A 17,384-nucleotide genomic window follows, 5' to 3' on the forward strand; every position below is an offset into this window, starting at 1 on the left:
TATCGGTATGGGACGCGTGGTGGGTGACCGCGCAGACAAGGGGGGCGACGGCGTGACGACGAGCAGGTCGCGGAGCAAGGCAGGCGCAGGGCTGAAGGTCGAGCGGGTCTGGACGACGGAGGGGGTCCACCCGTACGACGAGGTCACCTGGGAGCGCCGGGACGTCGTGATGACGAACTGGCGGGACGGCTCGATCAACTTCGAGCAGCGCGGGGTGGAGTACCCCGAGTCGTGGAGCGTCAACGCGGCGAACATCGTGACCACCAAGTACTTCCGGGGAGCGGTGGGGACCCCGGAGCGGGAGTGGTCGCTCAAGCAGCTGATCGACCGGGTGGTGACCACCTACCGGACGGCCGGTGAGGAGTACGGCTACTTCGCCAGCCCGGCGGACGCCGAGATCTTCGCCCACGAGCTGACCTGGATGCTGCTGCACCAGGTGTTCAGCTTCAACTCGCCGGTCTGGTTCAACGTGGGCACGCCGTCGCCGCAGCAGGTCAGCGCGTGCTTCATCCTCGCCGTCGACGACTCGATGGACTCGATCCTCGACTGGTACAAGGAAGAGGGCCTGATCTTCAAGGGCGGCTCCGGCTCCGGGGTCAACCTGTCCCGGATCCGCTCCTCCAAGGAGCTGCTCTCCTCCGGCGGCACCGCCTCCGGCCCGGTGAGCTTCATGCGCGGCGCGGACGCGTCCGCCGGCACCATCAAGTCCGGCGGCGCCACCCGGCGCGCGGCCAAGATGGTCATCCTCGACGTCGACCACCCGGACATCGAGGAGTTCGTGGTCACCAAGGCGCGCGAGGAAGACAAGATCCGCGCCCTGCGGGACGCCGGATTCGACATGGACCTGGGCGGCGCCGACATCGTCAGCGTCCAGTACCAGAACGCCAACAACTCGGTCCGGGTCTCCGACGAGTTCATGACCGCGGTGGAGAAGGACGGCGGCTTCGACCTGCGCGGCCGGCTGGACGGCGCGGTGATCGAGACGATCAACGCGAAGAAGCTGTTCCGCACCATCTCCCAGGCCGCCTGGGAGTGCGCCGACCCCGGTCTGCAGTACGACGACACGATCAACGACTGGCACACCTGCCCGGAGACCGGGCGGATCACCGCGTCGAACCCGTGCTCGGAGTACCTGCACCTGGACAACTCCTCCTGCAACCTGGCCTCGCTGAACCTCATGAAGTTCCTCCGCGCCGACGGTGGCTTCGAGGTGGAGAAGTTCGTCAAGTCGGTCGAGTTCGTCATCACCGCGATGGACATCTCGATCTGCTTCGCCGACTTCCCGACCGAGAAGATCGGTGAGACCACCCGCGCCTACCGGCAGCTCGGCATCGGCTACGCCAACCTCGGCGCGCTGCTGATGGCCTCCGGCCTGCCCTACGACTCGGAGCAGGGCCGCTCGGTCGCCGCCGCGATCACCTCGCTGATGACCGGCACCGCGTACCGCCGCTCCGCCGAACTGGCCGGCATCGTCGGCGCGTACGACGGCTACGCCCGCAACGCCGAGCCGCACAAGCGGGTCATGCGCAAGCACGCCGCCGCGAACGACGAGATCAAGCCGGCCGGCACGGTGGCCACCGCCATCCAGCGGGAGGCCACCAGGCAGTGGACGCAGGGCAACAAGATCGGTGACAAGTTCGGCTGGCGGAACTCGCAGGCCAGCGTGCTCGCCCCCACCGGCACCATCGGCCTGATGATGGACTGCGACACCACCGGCGTCGAGCCGGACCTGGCGCTGGTCAAGTTCAAGAAGCTGGTCGGCGGCGGCTCGATGCAGATCGTCAACCAGACCGTGCCGCGCGCCCTGCGTAGCCTCGGCTACCCGGAGGAGCAGGTCGAGGCGATCGTCGAGCACATCGCCGACCACGGTCACGTGGTGGACGCCCCCGGTCTGAAGCCGGAGCACTACGCGGTCTTCGACTGCGCGATGGGCGAGCGCTCCATCGCCCCGATGGGGCACGTGCGGATGATGGCGGCCGTCCAGCCGTTCATCTCCGGCGCCATCTCCAAGACGGTCAACATGCCGGAGCAGGCGACCGTCGAGGACGTCGAGAAGATCTACTTCGAGGGCTGGAAGCTCGGCCTCAAGGCCCTGGCGATCTACCGCGACAACTGCAAGGTCGGCCAGCCGCTCTCCGTGGCGAAGCCGAACAAGGCCGTCGCCGAGACCCCGACCGCCGAGGTGCAGAAGGTGGTCGAGAAGGTCGTCGAGTACCGGCCGGTGCGTAAGCGGCTGCCGAAGAAGCGCCCGTCGGAGACCATCTCCTTCTCGGTCGGTGGCGCCGAGGGCTACCTCACCGCGTCGTCCTACCCGGACGACGGCCTCGGCGAGGTCTTCCTCAAGATGTCGAAGCAGGGCTCGACCCTGGCCGGCGTGATGGACGCCTTCTCGGTGGCCATCTCCATCGGTCTCCAGTACGGCGTCCCGCTGGAGACGTACGTCAGCAAGTTCACCAACATGCGCTTCGAGCCGGCCGGCATGACCGACGACCCGGACGTGCGGATGGCCGCCTCGGTGATGGACTACATCTTCCGTCGGCTGGCGCTGGACTTCCTGCCGTACGAGCGCCGCGCGGAGCTGGGCATCTTCACCGCCAAGGAGCGGGCGGCCCAGCTCCAGGCCGAGGCGGAGGCGGAGGCGAGCGGTGCGGACCTCACCGCGATGGCCGCCTCCGCCCCGGTCGAGGTCAAGGTGGTGGAGGAGCCGAAGACCGGTCCGGTCGCCCAGCCGGCGCTGGAGACCGCCGACGTGGCCGCCGTGAAGCCGGCGCCGTCGGTGGGTTCCAGCACCGAGCTGCTGGAGGCCGTGCTGGGCCAGGTCGCCGACGCCCCGCTCTGCTTCACCTGCGGTACGAAGATGCGCCCCGCCGGTAGCTGCTACGTCTGCGAGGGCTGCGGCTCGACCAGCGGCTGCAGCTGACCTACGCACGAACGGCGCTGCCCCGATCCCCGGTAGGGGGTCGGGGCAGCGCCGTATTCAGGTGATCGACCCGACATCCTTGATGTCGCGGTCTCCGGTGCGGGGGACGCCCCGACATCAAGCCCGTCGGGCGGAGAGCGGAAGTCGTGCTCAGGGCTGGGCGAAGAGGGGCCCGTAGTTGGCGCGGAACATCTTCTCGCCGAGGCGGCGCATGACCGTGTCGCGCAGGACGGGCGGCAGGCCGACGGCCTTGTCCCGCCGGTGGGTCTGACCGAGCACCCAGTCGGCCCGCGGCCGGCGGCGTGCCTCGTACCCGCGCAACGCCTCGGTGAGGCTGTCGGCGGCCGCGAGCGAGTCGGCGAGCACCACGGCGTCCTCCAGCGCCATCGCGCCGCCCTGCGCCATGTTCGGGGAGGTGGCGTGGGCCGCGTCGCCGATCAGCAGCACCGGGCCGCGCGACCACGAGTCGAGCACGACCTCCTGGTTCGGGCCGGTGTGCAGGGTGGAGGCATCGGCGTCGAGCGCGTCGAGCATGGCGGCGGCCGGGCCGGCGAACGTCGCCCGCAGCTCGTCGCGCCAGCCCGGCCGGTCGGCGACCGCGCCGTCGTTGTAGTAGCAGTACGTCAGCTCGTCGTTGATGGGGATCGTGAGAAACTGGGTGCCGCGCCCCAACTGCACGGACCAGACCGGTTCGGCGTCGATCCGTGGGGCGAGCCACCGGTACGCGTGCTGGCCGAGGGGCCGGGCCGGCTGCCCGTCGAAGGCGAGCCGCCGCACGGCCGAGTTCACCCCGTCCGCGCCGATCACCAGGTCGTACGACTCCGTGGTGCCGTCGTCGAACTCGACCGCGACCCGCTCTCCCTCCCGGGTGAGCGCGACCGGCCGGCGGCCCCACCGGATCGGGAAGTCCCCGACGCCGGCGAGCAGCGCCCGGTGCAGCTCGGCCCGGGGGAGCGAGACGCACGGCCCGACGCCGTGCCACAGCGCGGCCACGTCGATGTCGAAGAGGCGGCGGCCGCGCTGGTTGGCGCTGCGCTGCCGCTTGACCTCCACGGCCACGTCGGCGATCGGCTCCCGCATCCCCAGCACGTCGAGCATCCGGGTCGCGTTGCCGGTCAGGTAGATGCCGGTGCCGGAGTCGGCGGGAGCCTCGGTCCGTTCGACCAGGTCGATCGTCGCGCCCCAGTCCCGCAGTGCGGCGACCGTCGCCAGTCCGGCGACACCGCCGCCGACGATCAGTACCCGGACACCTTCACCCCGCACGACCAGTCCTCCCCGCTGCGCCTGGGCCGGGCTGAGCCGCCCCGGCCGTCGCAGACTCTACGAGGCACCGGCGGCGCTGCCCCACGTCGTTCCCACGGGAAGGGATGTGCCCTTCGACTCACTGCGCCGTCCGTCACGTCCGGCGGGGGTTCCCGTCCAGCGCCGCCCACTGCGAGGATCGACAGATGTCCATAGCTGGCGACTACGCGAACTTCGCCGCCCGCGAGCTGCGCGGGGTGTCACCCGTCTACGAACGCCTGGCGTTCGCGGTCTCCGCGGACGACGAGTTGCTCGACCTGCTCGGCACGCTTCCGCCGGCGAAGCGGCAGCCGAACCTGCTCTTCGGGGTCGTACGACTGCTCGGTGGCCCGGTCGAGGACCCGGCGGCGTTCCACGACTTCACGGTGACGCATTGGTCGGCGGTCGACGCGGAGCTGCGGGTCCGGGCCACCCAGACGAACGAGGCCGGCCGCTGCGCCGTGCTGCTGCCGCTGCTCGCAGCGCTGCCGCAGCCGCTCGCGTTGCTGGAGGTCGGCGCGTCCGCCGGGCTCTGCCTCTACCCGGACCGGTACGCGTACCGCTACGGCGACCGGCGGCTCGGCGCGGGCGAGCCGGTCCTGGAGTGCGCGGCCGACGGTCCGGTGCCGCCCACCCGGCTGCCCGAGGTGGTGTGGCGGGCCGGCCTGGATTCGAACCCGCTCGACGTGACCGACCCCGCCGACGTGGCGTGGCTGGACGCCCTCATCTGGCCGGAGCACGCCCACCGCCGGGAGCGGTTGCGGGCCGCCGCTGCCGTGGCCGCCGCCGAACCACCCCTGCTGGTCCGCGGCGACCTGGTCGACGACCTGCCGGCGCTGGCCGCGCAGGCGCCGGCGGGCGCGACGCTCGTGGTGTTCCACACCTCGGTGCTCTACCAGGTGCCCCGACGCCGGCGCGACGCCTTCGTCGACCTGGTACGCGGACTGCCCGGTCACTGGATCTCCAACGAGGCTCCCGACGTGCTGCCGTACGGCGGGCTGCCCGATCCGCCCGACGCGGGGCTGCACAACGTGCTCGCGCTGGACGGCACGCCGCTCGCCTGGTCCCGTGGGCACGGCCAGTCGATGCTCTGGTTCGGCTGACCCACCGTCTCGACGCTGGTGGTCCACCGGGTCGGCGGTGAGGCGGCGGCCCATCTCCGCGTGACCGGGGGATTCCGGCGCGGACGTCCCGGTCGAGTATGTCTGTCCGCTACGACGCAAGCCCCGGTTCCGGGGTGTCCCGCATTCCCCGCAGCGGTGAGAAGACCACGAAGAGGCATGCGCTCCACGTGCCCAGTACGCAGATCCAGAGCGCCGTCCGCAGGCCCAGCGCCGTACCGAGCGCCCCACCGAGCAGCGCGCCGAGCGGGATCACCCCGAAGCAGATCCAGAGGAACGCCGCGTTGACCCGGCCGAGGATCGCCGACGGGGTGATCCGCTGCCGGTAGCTCGTCGACGCCACGTTGTAGAGCACCGCGTTGGCGGAGAACGCGGCCAGCCCGACGCCGTAGAGCAGCACACCCCAGCCCGGCTGCGCCAACGGCATCAACAGGTAGAACGGTCCGGGCGCGGCCATCGCGACCCAGATGACCCGGGCCGAGCCGATCCGCGCCGACAGCCGTCCGGCGAACGTGCCGACGACCAGTCCGCCGATCGCGCTGATCGAGAAGACCAGGCCGACCTGCACGGGCGAGGCGTGCAGCTCGCGCAGCAGGAACGTCACCTCGATCGAGCTGGCCGCCATGACGAAGAAGTTGGAGGTGGTCGTGCAGGCCAGGATGCTCAGCAGGATCGGCTGGCTACGGATGAACGTCAACCCGTCGGTCATCTCCACCCGCAGCGGCATCCGCTCCCGTTTCTCCGCTGGGCGCGGCGCCGGGCGGATCAGCAGCAGGGTCAGCGCGCTCACCAGGAAGGCCAGCCCGTTGCTCAGGAACGTCCGGGCGGCCCCGACCAGTCCGATGAGGACGCCGCCGGCCGTCGGACCGATCAGCTCGGCCGCGTCCTGGCTCATGATGAGCTTGGCGTTGGCGTCCACCAGCTGCGTCGCCGGGGTCAGCCCCGGCAGCAGGCTTTTGTACGCCACGGTGAAGAGCACGGTGAGCACGCCGGAGAGCCCCACCACCGCGTACAGGTAGCCGAGGGTGAGCTGCCCGACCAGCGCGGCGGTCGGGAGCGACAGCATGAGCGCGCCCCGGCCGAGGTCGCAGAGGATCATCAGGCGGCGCTGGTCCACCCGGTCGGCGAGGATCCCGGCCGGCAGCGAGACGAGCAGGTACGGCAGCCAGGCCAGGAAGGTGAGCAGCGAGACCTGGAAGACGCTGGCGTGCAGGGTCTCCGCGGCGAGCAGCGGAACCGCCACGCCGGCGATCCGGGTGCCGAGTTCGCTGACCGTCTGCCCGCTCCACAACAGCAGGAAGTTGCGGCTGCGCAGCAGCGAGGGCGGTCGGACGGTCGCGGGCGCCGGAGGATCGGCGACGTGCTGGCTCACGGGTCTGCCTGTCTGTGCGAACGAAGCGTCGATGGGGGCGGTCACAAGATCCGCGCCAGCCTGCCGCCGTTGCTGCCGCCCGCGCCACCCGATATCGGCCCGGGTACGGTCCGAGGGCCCGCCCGGACGGGCGGCGGAACGGAGGCCCACCCGATGTCGATCGTCCTCATCACCCTCGGCGGCACGATCGCGATGGGCGGGGTGGACCGGGGGCGGCCCGGGGTGGTCACCCGGCTCAGCGGCACCGACCTGACGGCCGCCGTGCCGGGCCTCGCCGAGCTCGGGGTGCCGCTGGATGTCCGGGACGTCCAGGCGGTGCCGAGCGCGAGCCTCACCTACCGACAGGTGCTCGACGTGGTCGACGTCGCCTCGACCGCGGTGGCCGCCGGGGCGAGCGGTGTGGTGGTCAGCCAGGGCACCGACACCTTGGAGGAGTCGGCGTTCCTGGCGGATCTGGTCTGGCCGCACGCCGCCCCGCTGGTCTTCACCGGTGCGATGCGCAATCCCACGCTGGCCGGTCCGGACGGTCCGGCGAACCTGCTGGCGGCGATCCGGGTCGCCGCCGCGTCCGAGGCCCGTGGTCTGGGCGTGCTGGTGGTCCTCGACGACGAGGTGCACGCGGCCCGCTGGGTACGCAAGACGCACAGCACCAGCACCGCGACCTTCGCCTCGCCGAACACCGGTCCGCTCGGGCAGGTGATCGAGGGCGAGGTTCGCGTGCTCGTGCGGCCGCGGCGGCGCGACCCGCTGCCGCCGGTCGACCGGGGACGGCTCGACGCCACCCGGGTCGCCCTCTACCCGGTCACCCTGGACGACGACGGTCTGCTCCTCACCGGTGTCGCCGACACGCACCACGGGCTGGTGGTCGCCGGTTTCGGCGTGGGGCACGTGCCCGCCGCGTTGGCGCCGCGGCTCGGGGAGTTGGCCGGGCGGATGCCGGTGCTGCTCACCTCCCGCACCGGCGCCGGGTCGGTGCTGCGCCAGACGTACGGGGCGGTCGGCTCGGAGACCGACCTGCAGCGGCGCGGTCTGCTCAACGGCGGGCTGCTCGACCCGTACAAGGGGCGGGTGCTGCTCCGGCTCCTGCTCGCCGCCGGCCTGGACGCCGACGCGCTGGTCGTCGCGTTGGCCCGGTTCCGCTGACCGGGCCCGCCGTACCCACTGCCTGTGTCAGGAGACCGTGCCCGGCCGCGCCGGCCCCGGGCGACGGCCGACGGCATTGTCGGTCCGCCGGGGCCCGGCTCGCTCGGGCGAGCCTCACGGAACAGGCCTAGACTGCGGCGGTGACCGGGGAGCGACGACCGTTGGCCGCGCGCCCGCTGACGGAGCCGCACCCGTCCCGGCTGCCGCTCGACCACCCGGACCGCGAACGCGTCCTCGCCGCCCACGCCGCCGCGCTCGACGCCGGGGAGGCCGGCTACCTCGATCCGGAGTCGGGTCTCTTCGTGCTCACCGCCGGTTTCCTCGCCCGCCGCGGAACCTGTTGCGGCCGTGGCTGCCGTCACTGCCCGTACGTCGATGATCCGTCCGGTGACGCGGACGTGACGCCGCAACGACGCGACGGGTGAGGGGTTCCGTCCGGCCCGGACATTCCGTACGGTGTCCGACGGACATCCGGCGGCCGCCCCCGCCGACTACCGCGGAGGTTCCACGTGCGTTCCCGGATTTTGCCCGTCGTCGCGGCCGTACTGCTGACCGCGGGCTGCTCGACAGAGCGGGAACCGGTGGAGGTGCCGCCCCCGGCGCCGATCGCCCTGGACGTGGCCGCCGCCTCCTCCGGTGGCGCCTGCCGGCTGCTCGACTTCGCCGTCATCGAGCAGCACGTGAAGGTCCGTCTCGACGTGGCCGCGGCGAGCGAGCGCGGTGACACCCACACCTGCGTGACCCGGGCCGGCGAGGCGACTCTGCCGGAGTTGACCTTGACGGTCACGGAGACGTCGATGGACAAGGCCACTTTCGCCGCCGACGTGGTGCCCGACTCGGCCGGCAAGGTGTCCGGGTTGGGCCAGCAGGCCTACCGGCGTACCACTGGCGCGGCGGACGGCCACGGCCCGGTCGCCGAGGTGGGCTGGCTCTCCACCGAGGGTCGGCTCGCCGTCCTGAGCTGGACCACCGCCAAGGGAACCGCCAAGTCCGCGGCGGAGAAGGTGGCGGTTCAGCTCGCCGCCCTGGCGAAGAAGGTCAACACCCGCGCCCTGTGACGCCGGTCGCGGGTGATGAACTCGCTGCCCCCGAGCACCGGACGGACCCGTGCGGACCGGACGCCCGGCGGCAAACACCGTGAACCAGGCACCGGTCGCAGCGAGGCGCGCGGGGTGAGCATGGCCGGCCGGGTAGCCCGGCCGACCAGGTCAGCCGGCGGCGACGAAGACCCGGGAAGCGACCTCGCGCGGAAGCCGGACCCGGTCGCCGGAACGATCGATCGACACCCCGTCGCGCTCCTGGGCCACGGTCACGATGGCACCGGGATCGACGCCGGCGGCGTGCAGCTGACGCAGCACGTCCGCGTTCGTCTGCACGCTCTCGCAGATCCGCCGGACGACGACCTTCCCGGAGAGGCCGGGGAAGGCCAGGTTCCGCTCACCGTCGAGGATTGCGGCGTCCTCCGGCTCCGGCGAGCCGAGCTCCTCCAGGCCGGGGATCGGATTGCCGTAGGGCGAGCGGGTCGGCCGGTTGAGCAGGTCGTAGACCCGCTTCTCGACCGCGTCGCTCATCACGTGCTCCCACCGGCAGGCCTCCTCGTGGGCCTCCTCGTAGGGCATCCCGATCACGTTCACCAGCAGCAGCTCGGCGAGCCGGTGCTTACGCATGACGGAGACGGCGGCGTTGCGGCCGTCCGCGGTGAGCGTGAGGTGCCGGTCACCCTCGACCGTGAGCAAGCCGTCGCGCTCCATCCGCGCGACAGTCTGACTCACTGTGGGACCGCTCTGTTTCAACCGCTCGGCGATCCGGGCGCGCAGCGGCGGCACCCCCTCCTCCTCGAGTTCGAGGATGGTGCGCAAGTACATTTCCGTCGTGTCGACCAGGTCGTGTTTCACGTCAGCGGCCCTCCGGTGATCGATGTTACCGCGTCGCAGGTGTAACGACCGAAGCCGAAACGCGAGTCCGCTCACCGAATGGTGTTGACTGGTCGCCATGTCCGGTACCGACGACCTGCTGGTCGAGCCCGAACGACTCGCCGCCGAGCTCGAATCCGCCGACCCGCCCACCGTGCTCGACATCCGCTGGCGGCTCACCGGGCCGCCCGGCCGGGACGACTACGCCGTCGGCCACCTGCCCGGCGCGGTCTTCGTCGACCTGGACACCGAGCTCTGCGGAGCGCCCGGCGCCGCCGGCCGGCACCCGCTGCCCGATCCCGCGGCGTTGCAGGCCGCGCTGCGGGCCGCGGGCGTCCGGGCCGGTCACCCCGTGGTGGTGTACGACGGCGGGGACGGCATGGCGGCCGCCCGCGCCTGGTGGACGCTGCGTTGGGCAGGGCACGAGCCGGTTCGCGTGCTGCACGGTGGCTATCCGGCCTGGACGGCCGCCGGCCTGCCGGTCGGCGCCGACGTGCCCGCGCCGGTGCCGGGTGACGTCCGGGTCCGACCCGGAGCGCTGCCCGTGCTCGACGCGGGGGAGGCAGCCCGGCTGGCCGCCGCGCAGGGCGCGGTGCTGATCGACGTGCGGGCCGCGCCCCGCTACCGGGGGGAGACCGAGCCGATCGACCCGGTGGCCGGGCACGTGCCGGGCGCGGTGAACGTGCCCGCCTCGGAGTACGTCACGAACGGCCGCTTCCCCGCCGCCGAGGCGCTGCGGGACCGGTTCGTCACCGTCGGGGTCGCCGAGGGCACGGCGGTCGGGGCGTACTGCGGATCGGGGGTGACCGCGGCCCAGGCGGTGCTCGCCCTGCACCTCGCCGGCCGGCCGGACGCCGCGCTCTACGTCGGCTCGTGGAGCAACTGGGTCGCGGACCCGGAGCGCCCGGTGGCCACCGGAGCGTGAGACCCCCACGCGGGCCACGACCGGGGATGTGACCGGTGCCACGGCGACGCCCCGCGCGTCCGGCGCGGGGGGCCGGTCCACGTGCGACGATGGGCGCATGTCCGACGACACGGTGGTGGTGTGGGACGAGTCCCTGCTCGCCTACGACATGGGCGACCATCCGCTCGACCCGGTCCGGGTGGAGCTGACCGTCGCGCTCGCCCGGGAGCTCGGAGTCCTGGACCGGCCCCGGGTGCGCCTGGTCAAGCCGGAACCGGCCGACGACGCGCTCCTGACCCGGGTGCACGATCCGCGTTACCTGGCGGCGGTCCGGGCCGCACCCGCCGACCCGCTCTTCGCGGGGTTCGGGCTGGGCACCTCGGACAACCCGATCTTCGGCGGGATGCACGAGGCGAGCGCCCTGGTCACCGGGGCCACGGTGGCCGCCGCCGAGGCGGTCTGGCGGGGCGAGGCGCGCCGGGCGGTGAGCGTGGCCGGTGGGCTGCACCACGCCATGCCGGCCCGGGCCTCGGGGTTCTGCGTCTACAACGACCCGGCCGTGGCGATCGCCCGCCTGCTCGACCTCGGTGCCGAGCGGATCGCGTACGTCGACGTGGACGTGCACCACGGCGACGGCGTGCAGCAGATCTTCTGGAACGATCCGCGGGTGCTGACGATCAGCCTGCACGAGACCCCGCTCGCCCTCTTTCCCGGCACCGGCTTCCCCGACGAGACCGGCGGCCCGGAGGCCGAGGGCAGCGCGGTCAACGTGGCGCTGCCGCCGGGTACCGGCGACGCGGGCTGGCAGCGCGCGTTCCACGCGGTCGTTCCGTCGGTGCTGCGGGCGTTCCGGCCGCAGGTGCTCGTCACCCAGTGCGGCGCGGACGGGCACCGGCTCGACCCCCTCGCGGACCTGCACCTCTCCGTCGACGGCCAGCGCGCCACCTACCTCGCCCTGCGGGCGCTCGCCGACGAGCTCTGCGGAGGCCGTTGGGTGGCCACCGGCGGGGGCGGGTACGCCCTCATCGAGGCGGTGCCCCGGGCCTGGACGCACCTGCTGGCGGTCGCGACCGGCGAGCCGATCGAACCGGCGACGCTGACCCCGCTCGCCTGGCGTGAGCTGGCCGCCGCGCGCGGGCCGGGCCGCGACGTGCCGCTGCGGATGACCGATGACGTCGACCCGTCGTACGAGCCGTGGCAGCCCAGCGGCGAGCCGACCGCGGTGGACCGGGCGATCGCGGCGACCCGCAAGACGGTCTTTCCGCTGCTCGGGCTCGACCCGTACGACCCACGCGACTGAGCGCACGGGAGCCGGGCCCGTGACGACCGTGGACCGACCGGTGGACGTGCTGCTCAGCGACGGTAGCACCGTCCAACTGCGACCGATCCGTCCCGAGGACGCGCCGGAGATCGTGGCGATGCACGGCCGGTTCTCCGAGCGCACCCGCTACCTTCGCTACTTCTCGCCGTACCCCCGGATCCCGGAGCGCGACCTGCGGCGTTTCGTCACCGTCGACCACCGCGACCGGGAGGCGCTCGTGGTCCTGGCGAGCGGCCGGATCGTCGCTGTGGGCCGGTACGAGCGGCTCGGCCCGGCGGCCCCCGAGGCCGAGGTCGCCTTCGTGGTCGAGGACGCCCACCAGGGGCGCGGCATCGGCTCGGTGCTGCTGGAGTACCTCGCGGACGCGGCCCGCCGGGTGGGCATCGTGCACTTCGTCGCCGAGGTGCTGCCCGCCAACGGCACGATGCTGCGGGTCTTCTCCGACTTCGGTTACCAGGTGCGGCGGCAGTTCGCCGACGGGGTGGTGCACCTGACCTTCCCGATCGCGCCGACCGAGGCGACGCTGGCGGTCCAGCGTGGCCGGGAGCACCGCACGGAGGCGCGTTCGATAGCCCGTCTCCTGGCGCCGAGAGGCGTCGCCGTCTACGGTGCCAGCGCCACCGGGCAGGGCGTCGGTGCCGCCGTACTCGGGCACCTGCGCGACGGCGGCTTCGTGGGCGCCGTCGTGCCGGTGCACCCGACCGCGGCGACCGTCGCCGGGCTGCCCGCGTATCCGCACGCGGTCGACGCCGGGGTGCCGCTGGACCTCGCGGTGGTCGCGGTCGCGCCGGACGCGGCACCGGCGGTGGTCGCCGACGCGGCTGCCGCCGGGGTGCACGGGCTGGTGGTGATCTCCGCTGGATTCGCGGAGGCCGGCGCGGAGGGCGCCGCCGCGCAGCGGGCGCTGGTCCGGGCCGCGTACGCCGCCGGCATGCGGGTGATCGGGCCGAACTGCCTCGGCGTGGCGAACACCGATCCGGCGGTACGCCTCAACGCCACGCTCGCGCCGGTGCTGCCACCGCCCGGCCGGGTCGGCATCTTCAGCCAGTCCGGGGCGTTCGGGGTGGCGTTGCTGGCCGAGGCGGACCGCCGTGGCCTGGGCCTGTCCGGTTTCGTCTCGGCGGGGAACCGGGCCGACGTCTCCGGCAACGATCTCCTTCAGTACTGGCAGGACGACCCGGGCACCGACGTGGTCATGCTGCACCTGGAGACCTTCGGCAACCCGCGGAAGTTCGCCCGGCTGGCCCGGCGGATCGGGCGCACGAAGCCGGTGGTGGCGCTCGCGTCGCCGGCCCGGCCGGTCGGGACGGCCAGCTCCGCCGGCCCGGACGAGGTGGCGGTGGCCGCCCTCTTCGCCCAGTCCGGAGTGATCCGGGTCGACACCGTCGGCGAGCTGCTCGACGTCGGGCTGCTGCTGGCCAACCAGCCGCTGCCCGCCGGCCCGCGGGTGGCGGTGGTGGGCAACTCGTCGGCGCTGACCGGGCTCGCCGCCCGCGCCTGCGTCGCCCAGGGACTCACGCCGGCCGAGGGCGGCTCCCGCGACGTCGGGCCCAACGCGACCGCCGCGGAGTTCGCCGCCGCGCTCGCCGCGGCGGCCGGCGACGACCGGGTCGACGCGCTCGCGGTGATGCTCGCCCCGCCGCTGCCCGGTCAACCGGCGGAGGCCGACCTCGCCGTCGCGTTGCCCGCCGCGCTGCGTCCCGGCAAGCCGGTCGTGGTGACCGTACTGGCGGGACGGACCGTGTCCGGGTTGCCGGCGTACGCGGGTGTCGAGGAGGCGATCCGGGCGCTGGCCCGGGTGCACCGGTACGCGGACTGGCTCCGCCGGTCGCCCGGTGCGCTGCCGGAGCTGACCGGCATCGACCCCGCCGCCGGTCAGGCCGCGCTGCGTCGCGACGGTGTGGACACCGCCGGTCTGCTCGCCGCGTACGGAATCGACCTGGTCGAGTCGGCGTCGGCGCGCTCGGCGGACGAGGCGGTCGAGGTGGCCACCCGGCTCGGCTTCCCGGTGGCGCTCAAGGCGGCGGCGTACGGGCTGCGGCACCGCCTCGACCTGGGTGCCGTACGCCTCGACCTGCCCGACCCGGCCGCGCTCCGCCGGGCGTACGCCGAGCTGGCCGCGGCCTTCGGCCCGGACGTCCTGGTGCAGCGGATGGTGCCGCCCGGGGTGGCCTGCGTGGTCGAGCTGGTGGAGGATCCGGCGTTCGGGCCGGTGGTCGGCTTCGGGGTCGGGGGTGTCGCCACCGAACTGCTCGGCGACCGGGCGTGGCGGGCGGTGCCGTTGACCGATCGCGATGCCGAGGAGCTGGTCGACGAGCCGCGGGCCGCCCCGCTGCTGCGGGGGCATCGCGGAGCCGCCCCGGTGGACCGGTCCGCCCTGGCCGAGCTGCTGCTGAGGGTCGGCCGGCTGGCCGACGAGCAGCCTCGCGTGCGCGCCCTGACGTTGAATCCGGTGCTCGCCCGCCCGGACGGACTCTCGGTGCTGCACGCCACCGTGCGCCTCGGCGCCGCCACCGACCGACCGGACACCGGCCCTCGCCGCCTGTAGTTGCTGGCCCTTTCACCCTCGCGGGGCGGTGGTGCGTAGAGCGGGGTCAGGCGCGGCTGGAGATCTGCTGGACGGCCCAGGAGTTGCCGTCCGGGTCGGAGAAGAAGACGAAGCCCACGTTGTCCAGCGGGTCCGGCACCGGCCCCGGGTTCTCCCCGAGGACCTGGACGTCGCTGACCTCGACGCCGCGTTCCACCAGCTCCAGGTGGGCCTTGCGCAGGTCGGGCACCACCAGCTGGAGTCCCTTGAGCGAACCCGGCGGCATCTCCGGGACGACGCCGGCGCCGAAGACGATGGAGCAGCTGGAACCGGGTGGGGTCAGCTGCACGATCCGGCCGAGCCCGCCGATGGCGGTGTCATGGTCGACGACGAATCCGAGCTGGTCGGCGTAGAACGCCTTCGCCCGGTCCACGTCGGACACGGGTACGACCACCACTTCCAACGTCCAGTTCATGCTGCGTCCTCTCAAGCCGCGAGTGAAGCTGGTCACGCCCTGAGTAGCCCACCGAACCCGTCGAGTCAATCACCGCCGCGCCCGGCGGGGCATGCGAGAGGCCCCGGCGAACCGCCGGGGCCTCTCACCACGCGCCGTCAGCAGGCGTACGCCTCCAGGCGCTGCGCTCGCTCCGGGGCGCGCAGCTTCAGCAGCGTCACCTTCTCGATCTGCCGGATCCGTTCCCGGGAGAGGCCGAACTCACGGCCGACCTCGTCGAGCGTGCGCTGCCGGCCGTCGTCGAGACCGAACCGCAGCCGGATCACCGCCTGCTCCCGCTGCGAGAGGGTGGCCAGTACGATCCGGACCTCGTTACGCAGCTCGCCCTGGGCCGCCGCGTCGCCGGGCTCCTGGCGCGGGTCCACCGCGGCGACGAAGTCGCCGAGCGCGCTCTCGCCGTCCTCGCCGACCGCCTGGTCCAGGCTGACCGGCTCCCGGTCGTACGAGATCAGCTCGATGACCTGGAACTCGGGAACGTCGAGCGCCCGGGCCACCTCGGCGACGGTGGGTTCGCGACCCAGCGCCACCGACAGCTCGCGGCGGGCCCGGACCATCCGGTTGACCTGCTCCACCATGTGTACGGGGATGCGGATGGTGCGGGCCTGGTCGGCCATGGCGCGGGTGATGGCCTGGCGGATCCACCAGGTGGCGTAGGTGGAGAACTTGTAGCCCTTGGTGTAGTCGAACTTCTCGACGGCGCGGATGAGGCCGAGGTTGCCTTCCTGGATGAGGTCGAGGAAGGCCATGCCGCGACCGGTGTAGCGCTTGGCGATGCTCACCACCAGGCGCAGGTTCGCCTCGAGCAGATGGTCCTTGGCGGCCCGACCCTCCGTGGCGATCAGCTCCAGGTCGGCCCGCAGCTGCGCGGAGACCGGGGTGCAGGTGGCGAGCTTCTCCTCGGCGAAGAGCCCGGCCTCGATCCGCTTGCTGAGCTCGACCTCCTGCGCCGCGGTGAGCAGCTTCGTCCGACCGATGCCGTTGAGGTACGCCCGGACGAGGTCCGTGGAGACGCCCCGCTCGTCGGTGGCGTCCAAGTCGGTGAGGACCTCGGCGCTCAGGTCGGTGTCCGTGCCCGCGGTCGGGCGCATCTGGTGCTCCGTCATCTGCAGGGCCATCTTTCGTCTCTCCCCGTGTCCGTGTCGTGCGTTCCCGGCCCAGTACCGCCGGTGACAAACAGCTTGGCGGGCGGGGCGTAAAACGGGAGTGAGGCGATCGGGGACCCGACAGCAATCCGGTCGGGTCGGTGGACCCGGCGGGGCGTGAGCGGGGTCGGGAGTGTCGACCGGACTGCTTTGCCCGACCCGGTTACCGTGCGATCGATCGGCCGGTGAGGCCGGCCCGCGAGGCTACGGAGGCGCGCAGTGGTCTTCAAACGGCTCATGCAGGCGATGGGTGTGGGTGGCCCGTCGGTGGAAACCGTGCTGACCAACCCGAACTGCCGCCCCGGCGGCCAGCTCGAGGGCCGGATCCAGGTAACGGGGGGTGACCATCAGGTCGACATCGAGTACGTGGCGCTCGGGCTGGTCACCCGGGTCGAGGTGGAGAGCGGCGACAACGAGTACGACACGAACCAGGAGTTCCACCGGCAGCGGGCCACCGGCGCGTTCCGGCTGGAGCCGGGGCAGCGCCACGACATTCCGTTCCGCTTCGACGTGCCGTGGGAGACGCCGGTCACCGAGCTGTACGGGCGACACCTGCACGGGATGACCATGGGTCTGCGTACGGAGCTGGAGGTGGCGAGGGCGGTCGACAAGGGTGATCTGGACGCCGTCGCCGTGCATCCGCTGCCCGCGCAGGAGCGTCTGCTGGAGGCGTTGCTGCGGCTGGGCTTCCGGTTCGCCCGGGCGGACGTGGAGCGGGGCCACATCTACGACGTACGGCAGTCGCTGCCGTTCTACCAGGAGATCGAGTTCTATCCGGCGCCGCAGTACGGCCGGGCCATCAACCAGCTGGAGGTCACCTTCATCGCCGACTCGCGGCAGATGCAGGTGGTGCTGGAGCTGGACAAGCGAGGCGGCCTCCTCACCGAGGGGCGGGACGCCTTCGGCCGGTTCAGCGTCGACTACGCCACGATGGACCGTGTCGACTGGGCCGCCCAGCTCGACGGCTGGCTACGCCAGTCCCTCCAACGCCGCGGCCTCTTCTCCTAACCCCCCACCCCCACCCCCACCCCCTCCCTCCCTCCCCCTCCTCCCGCCCCCTCTACTCCCGATGATCAAGAGGTTTGCGTCAGCTGGGGCCGGCGGTTTCTAGGGTTCAGTGCAACTGATCTTGGTTGTGTTGGGGGTGTGGGTGGCCAGGCCGGGGGTGTTGACGTTCGGGCATCGGCAGGTGCTGGAGCATCTGTGGGGCTCGGGCCGGACGATCT

At 72.7% G+C, this 17,384-nt stretch carries 14 protein-coding genes; 9 read left to right on the forward strand and 5 right to left on the reverse strand.

The features are described from left to right. Nucleotides 1–7 precede the first annotated feature (7 nt). Nucleotides 8–2,920 carry a vitamin B12-dependent ribonucleotide reductase gene (locus D7044_RS24955; RefSeq protein ID WP_120676995.1) on the forward strand — a complete coding sequence of 971 codons (2,913 nt, stop codon included), beginning with the start codon at nucleotides 8–10 and terminating at the stop codon, nucleotides 2,918–2,920. A gap of 150 nt (nucleotides 2,921–3,070) precedes the next feature. On the opposite strand, the gene D7044_RS24960 is transcribed toward D7044_RS24955, so the two are convergent. Further along, complete coding sequence (locus D7044_RS24960) at nucleotides 3,071–4,183, reverse strand: FAD-dependent monooxygenase (RefSeq protein ID WP_233565116.1); 1,113 nt, start codon at nucleotides 4,181–4,183, stop codon at nucleotides 3,071–3,073. Nucleotides 4,184–4,368: 185 nt separating this feature from the next. On the opposite strand from D7044_RS24960, the gene D7044_RS24965 reads away from it, so the two are divergent. Then, a complete protein-coding gene (locus D7044_RS24965; RefSeq protein ID WP_120690359.1) occupies nucleotides 4,369–5,304 on the forward strand; it encodes a DUF2332 domain-containing protein in 936 nt (311 codons plus the stop codon). A 109-nt stretch (nucleotides 5,305–5,413) separates the two neighbouring features. On the opposite strand, the gene D7044_RS24970 is transcribed toward D7044_RS24965, so the two are convergent. Further along, complete coding sequence (locus tag D7044_RS24970; RefSeq protein ID WP_120690360.1) at nucleotides 5,414–6,694, reverse strand: MFS transporter; 1,281 nt, start codon at nucleotides 6,692–6,694, stop codon at nucleotides 5,414–5,416. Between the two features lie 153 nt (nucleotides 6,695–6,847). Here D7044_RS24970 and D7044_RS24975 point away from each other — a divergent pair, with 153 nt between their 5' ends. The 3 genes from D7044_RS24975 to D7044_RS24985 all read left to right on the forward strand — a co-directional run bounded on the left by D7044_RS24975 (nucleotide 6,848) and on the right by D7044_RS24985 (nucleotide 8,895). Next, nucleotides 6,848–7,837, forward strand: a complete 990-nt coding sequence (locus D7044_RS24975) for an asparaginase (RefSeq protein ID WP_120690361.1) — start codon at nucleotides 6,848–6,850, stop codon at nucleotides 7,835–7,837. 140 nt (nucleotides 7,838–7,977) lie between these two features. Then, nucleotides 7,978–8,262 (forward strand): DUF5522 domain-containing protein, encoded by a 285-nt coding sequence (locus D7044_RS24980; protein ID WP_120690362.1) that lies wholly within the window; start codon nucleotides 7,978–7,980, stop codon nucleotides 8,260–8,262. A gap of 84 nt (nucleotides 8,263–8,346) precedes the next feature. Beyond that, nucleotides 8,347–8,895, forward strand: coding sequence for a hypothetical protein (locus D7044_RS24985; protein ID WP_120676985.1), 549 nt, complete (start codon nucleotides 8,347–8,349; stop codon nucleotides 8,893–8,895). A 150-nt stretch (nucleotides 8,896–9,045) separates the two neighbouring features. Here D7044_RS24985 and D7044_RS24990 read toward each other — a convergent pair whose 3' ends face one another. Next, nucleotides 9,046–9,732, reverse strand: a complete 687-nt coding sequence (locus tag D7044_RS24990) for a metal-dependent transcriptional regulator (protein WP_120676983.1) — start codon at nucleotides 9,730–9,732, stop codon at nucleotides 9,046–9,048. Between the two features lie 97 nt (nucleotides 9,733–9,829). Here D7044_RS24990 and D7044_RS24995 point away from each other — a divergent pair, with 97 nt between their 5' ends. From D7044_RS24995 to D7044_RS25005, 3 genes are all read left to right on the forward strand, one after another. Then, on the forward strand, nucleotides 9,830–10,675 hold the full coding sequence (locus D7044_RS24995; RefSeq protein WP_120690363.1) for a sulfurtransferase: 846 nt from the start codon (nucleotides 9,830–9,832) through the stop codon (nucleotides 10,673–10,675). 97 nt (nucleotides 10,676–10,772) lie between these two features. Continuing rightward, nucleotides 10,773–11,954 (forward strand): acetoin utilization protein AcuC, encoded by a 1,182-nt coding sequence (locus D7044_RS25000; RefSeq protein WP_120690364.1) that lies wholly within the window; start codon nucleotides 10,773–10,775, stop codon nucleotides 11,952–11,954. Nucleotides 11,955–11,973: 19 nt separating this feature from the next. Continuing rightward, on the forward strand, nucleotides 11,974–14,523 hold the full coding sequence (locus tag D7044_RS25005) for a bifunctional acetate--CoA ligase family protein/GNAT family N-acetyltransferase (protein ID WP_120690365.1): 2,550 nt from the start codon (nucleotides 11,974–11,976) through the stop codon (nucleotides 14,521–14,523). 46 nt (nucleotides 14,524–14,569) lie between these two features. Here D7044_RS25005 and D7044_RS25010 read toward each other — a convergent pair whose 3' ends face one another. Both D7044_RS25010 and sigB read right to left on the reverse strand, forming a co-directional pair. Further along, nucleotides 14,570–14,977 (reverse strand): VOC family protein, encoded by a 408-nt coding sequence (locus D7044_RS25010; protein WP_120676977.1) that lies wholly within the window; start codon nucleotides 14,975–14,977, stop codon nucleotides 14,570–14,572. A gap of 137 nt (nucleotides 14,978–15,114) precedes the next feature. Then, a complete protein-coding gene (gene sigB, locus D7044_RS25015) occupies nucleotides 15,115–16,131 on the reverse strand; it encodes an RNA polymerase sigma factor SigB (RefSeq protein WP_120676975.1) in 1,017 nt (338 codons plus the stop codon). A gap of 246 nt (nucleotides 16,132–16,377) precedes the next feature. Here sigB and D7044_RS25020 point away from each other — a divergent pair, with 246 nt between their 5' ends. Then, on the forward strand, nucleotides 16,378–17,166 hold the full coding sequence (locus tag D7044_RS25020; RefSeq protein ID WP_120690366.1) for a sporulation protein: 789 nt from the start codon (nucleotides 16,378–16,380) through the stop codon (nucleotides 17,164–17,166). Nucleotides 17,167–17,384: the final 218 nt, after the last annotated feature.

The sequence above is a fragment of the Micromonospora musae genome (assembly GCF_003626635.1).
In the GTDB taxonomy this organism is placed as follows: Bacteria; Actinomycetota; Actinomycetes; order Mycobacteriales; family Micromonosporaceae; genus Micromonospora; species Micromonospora musae.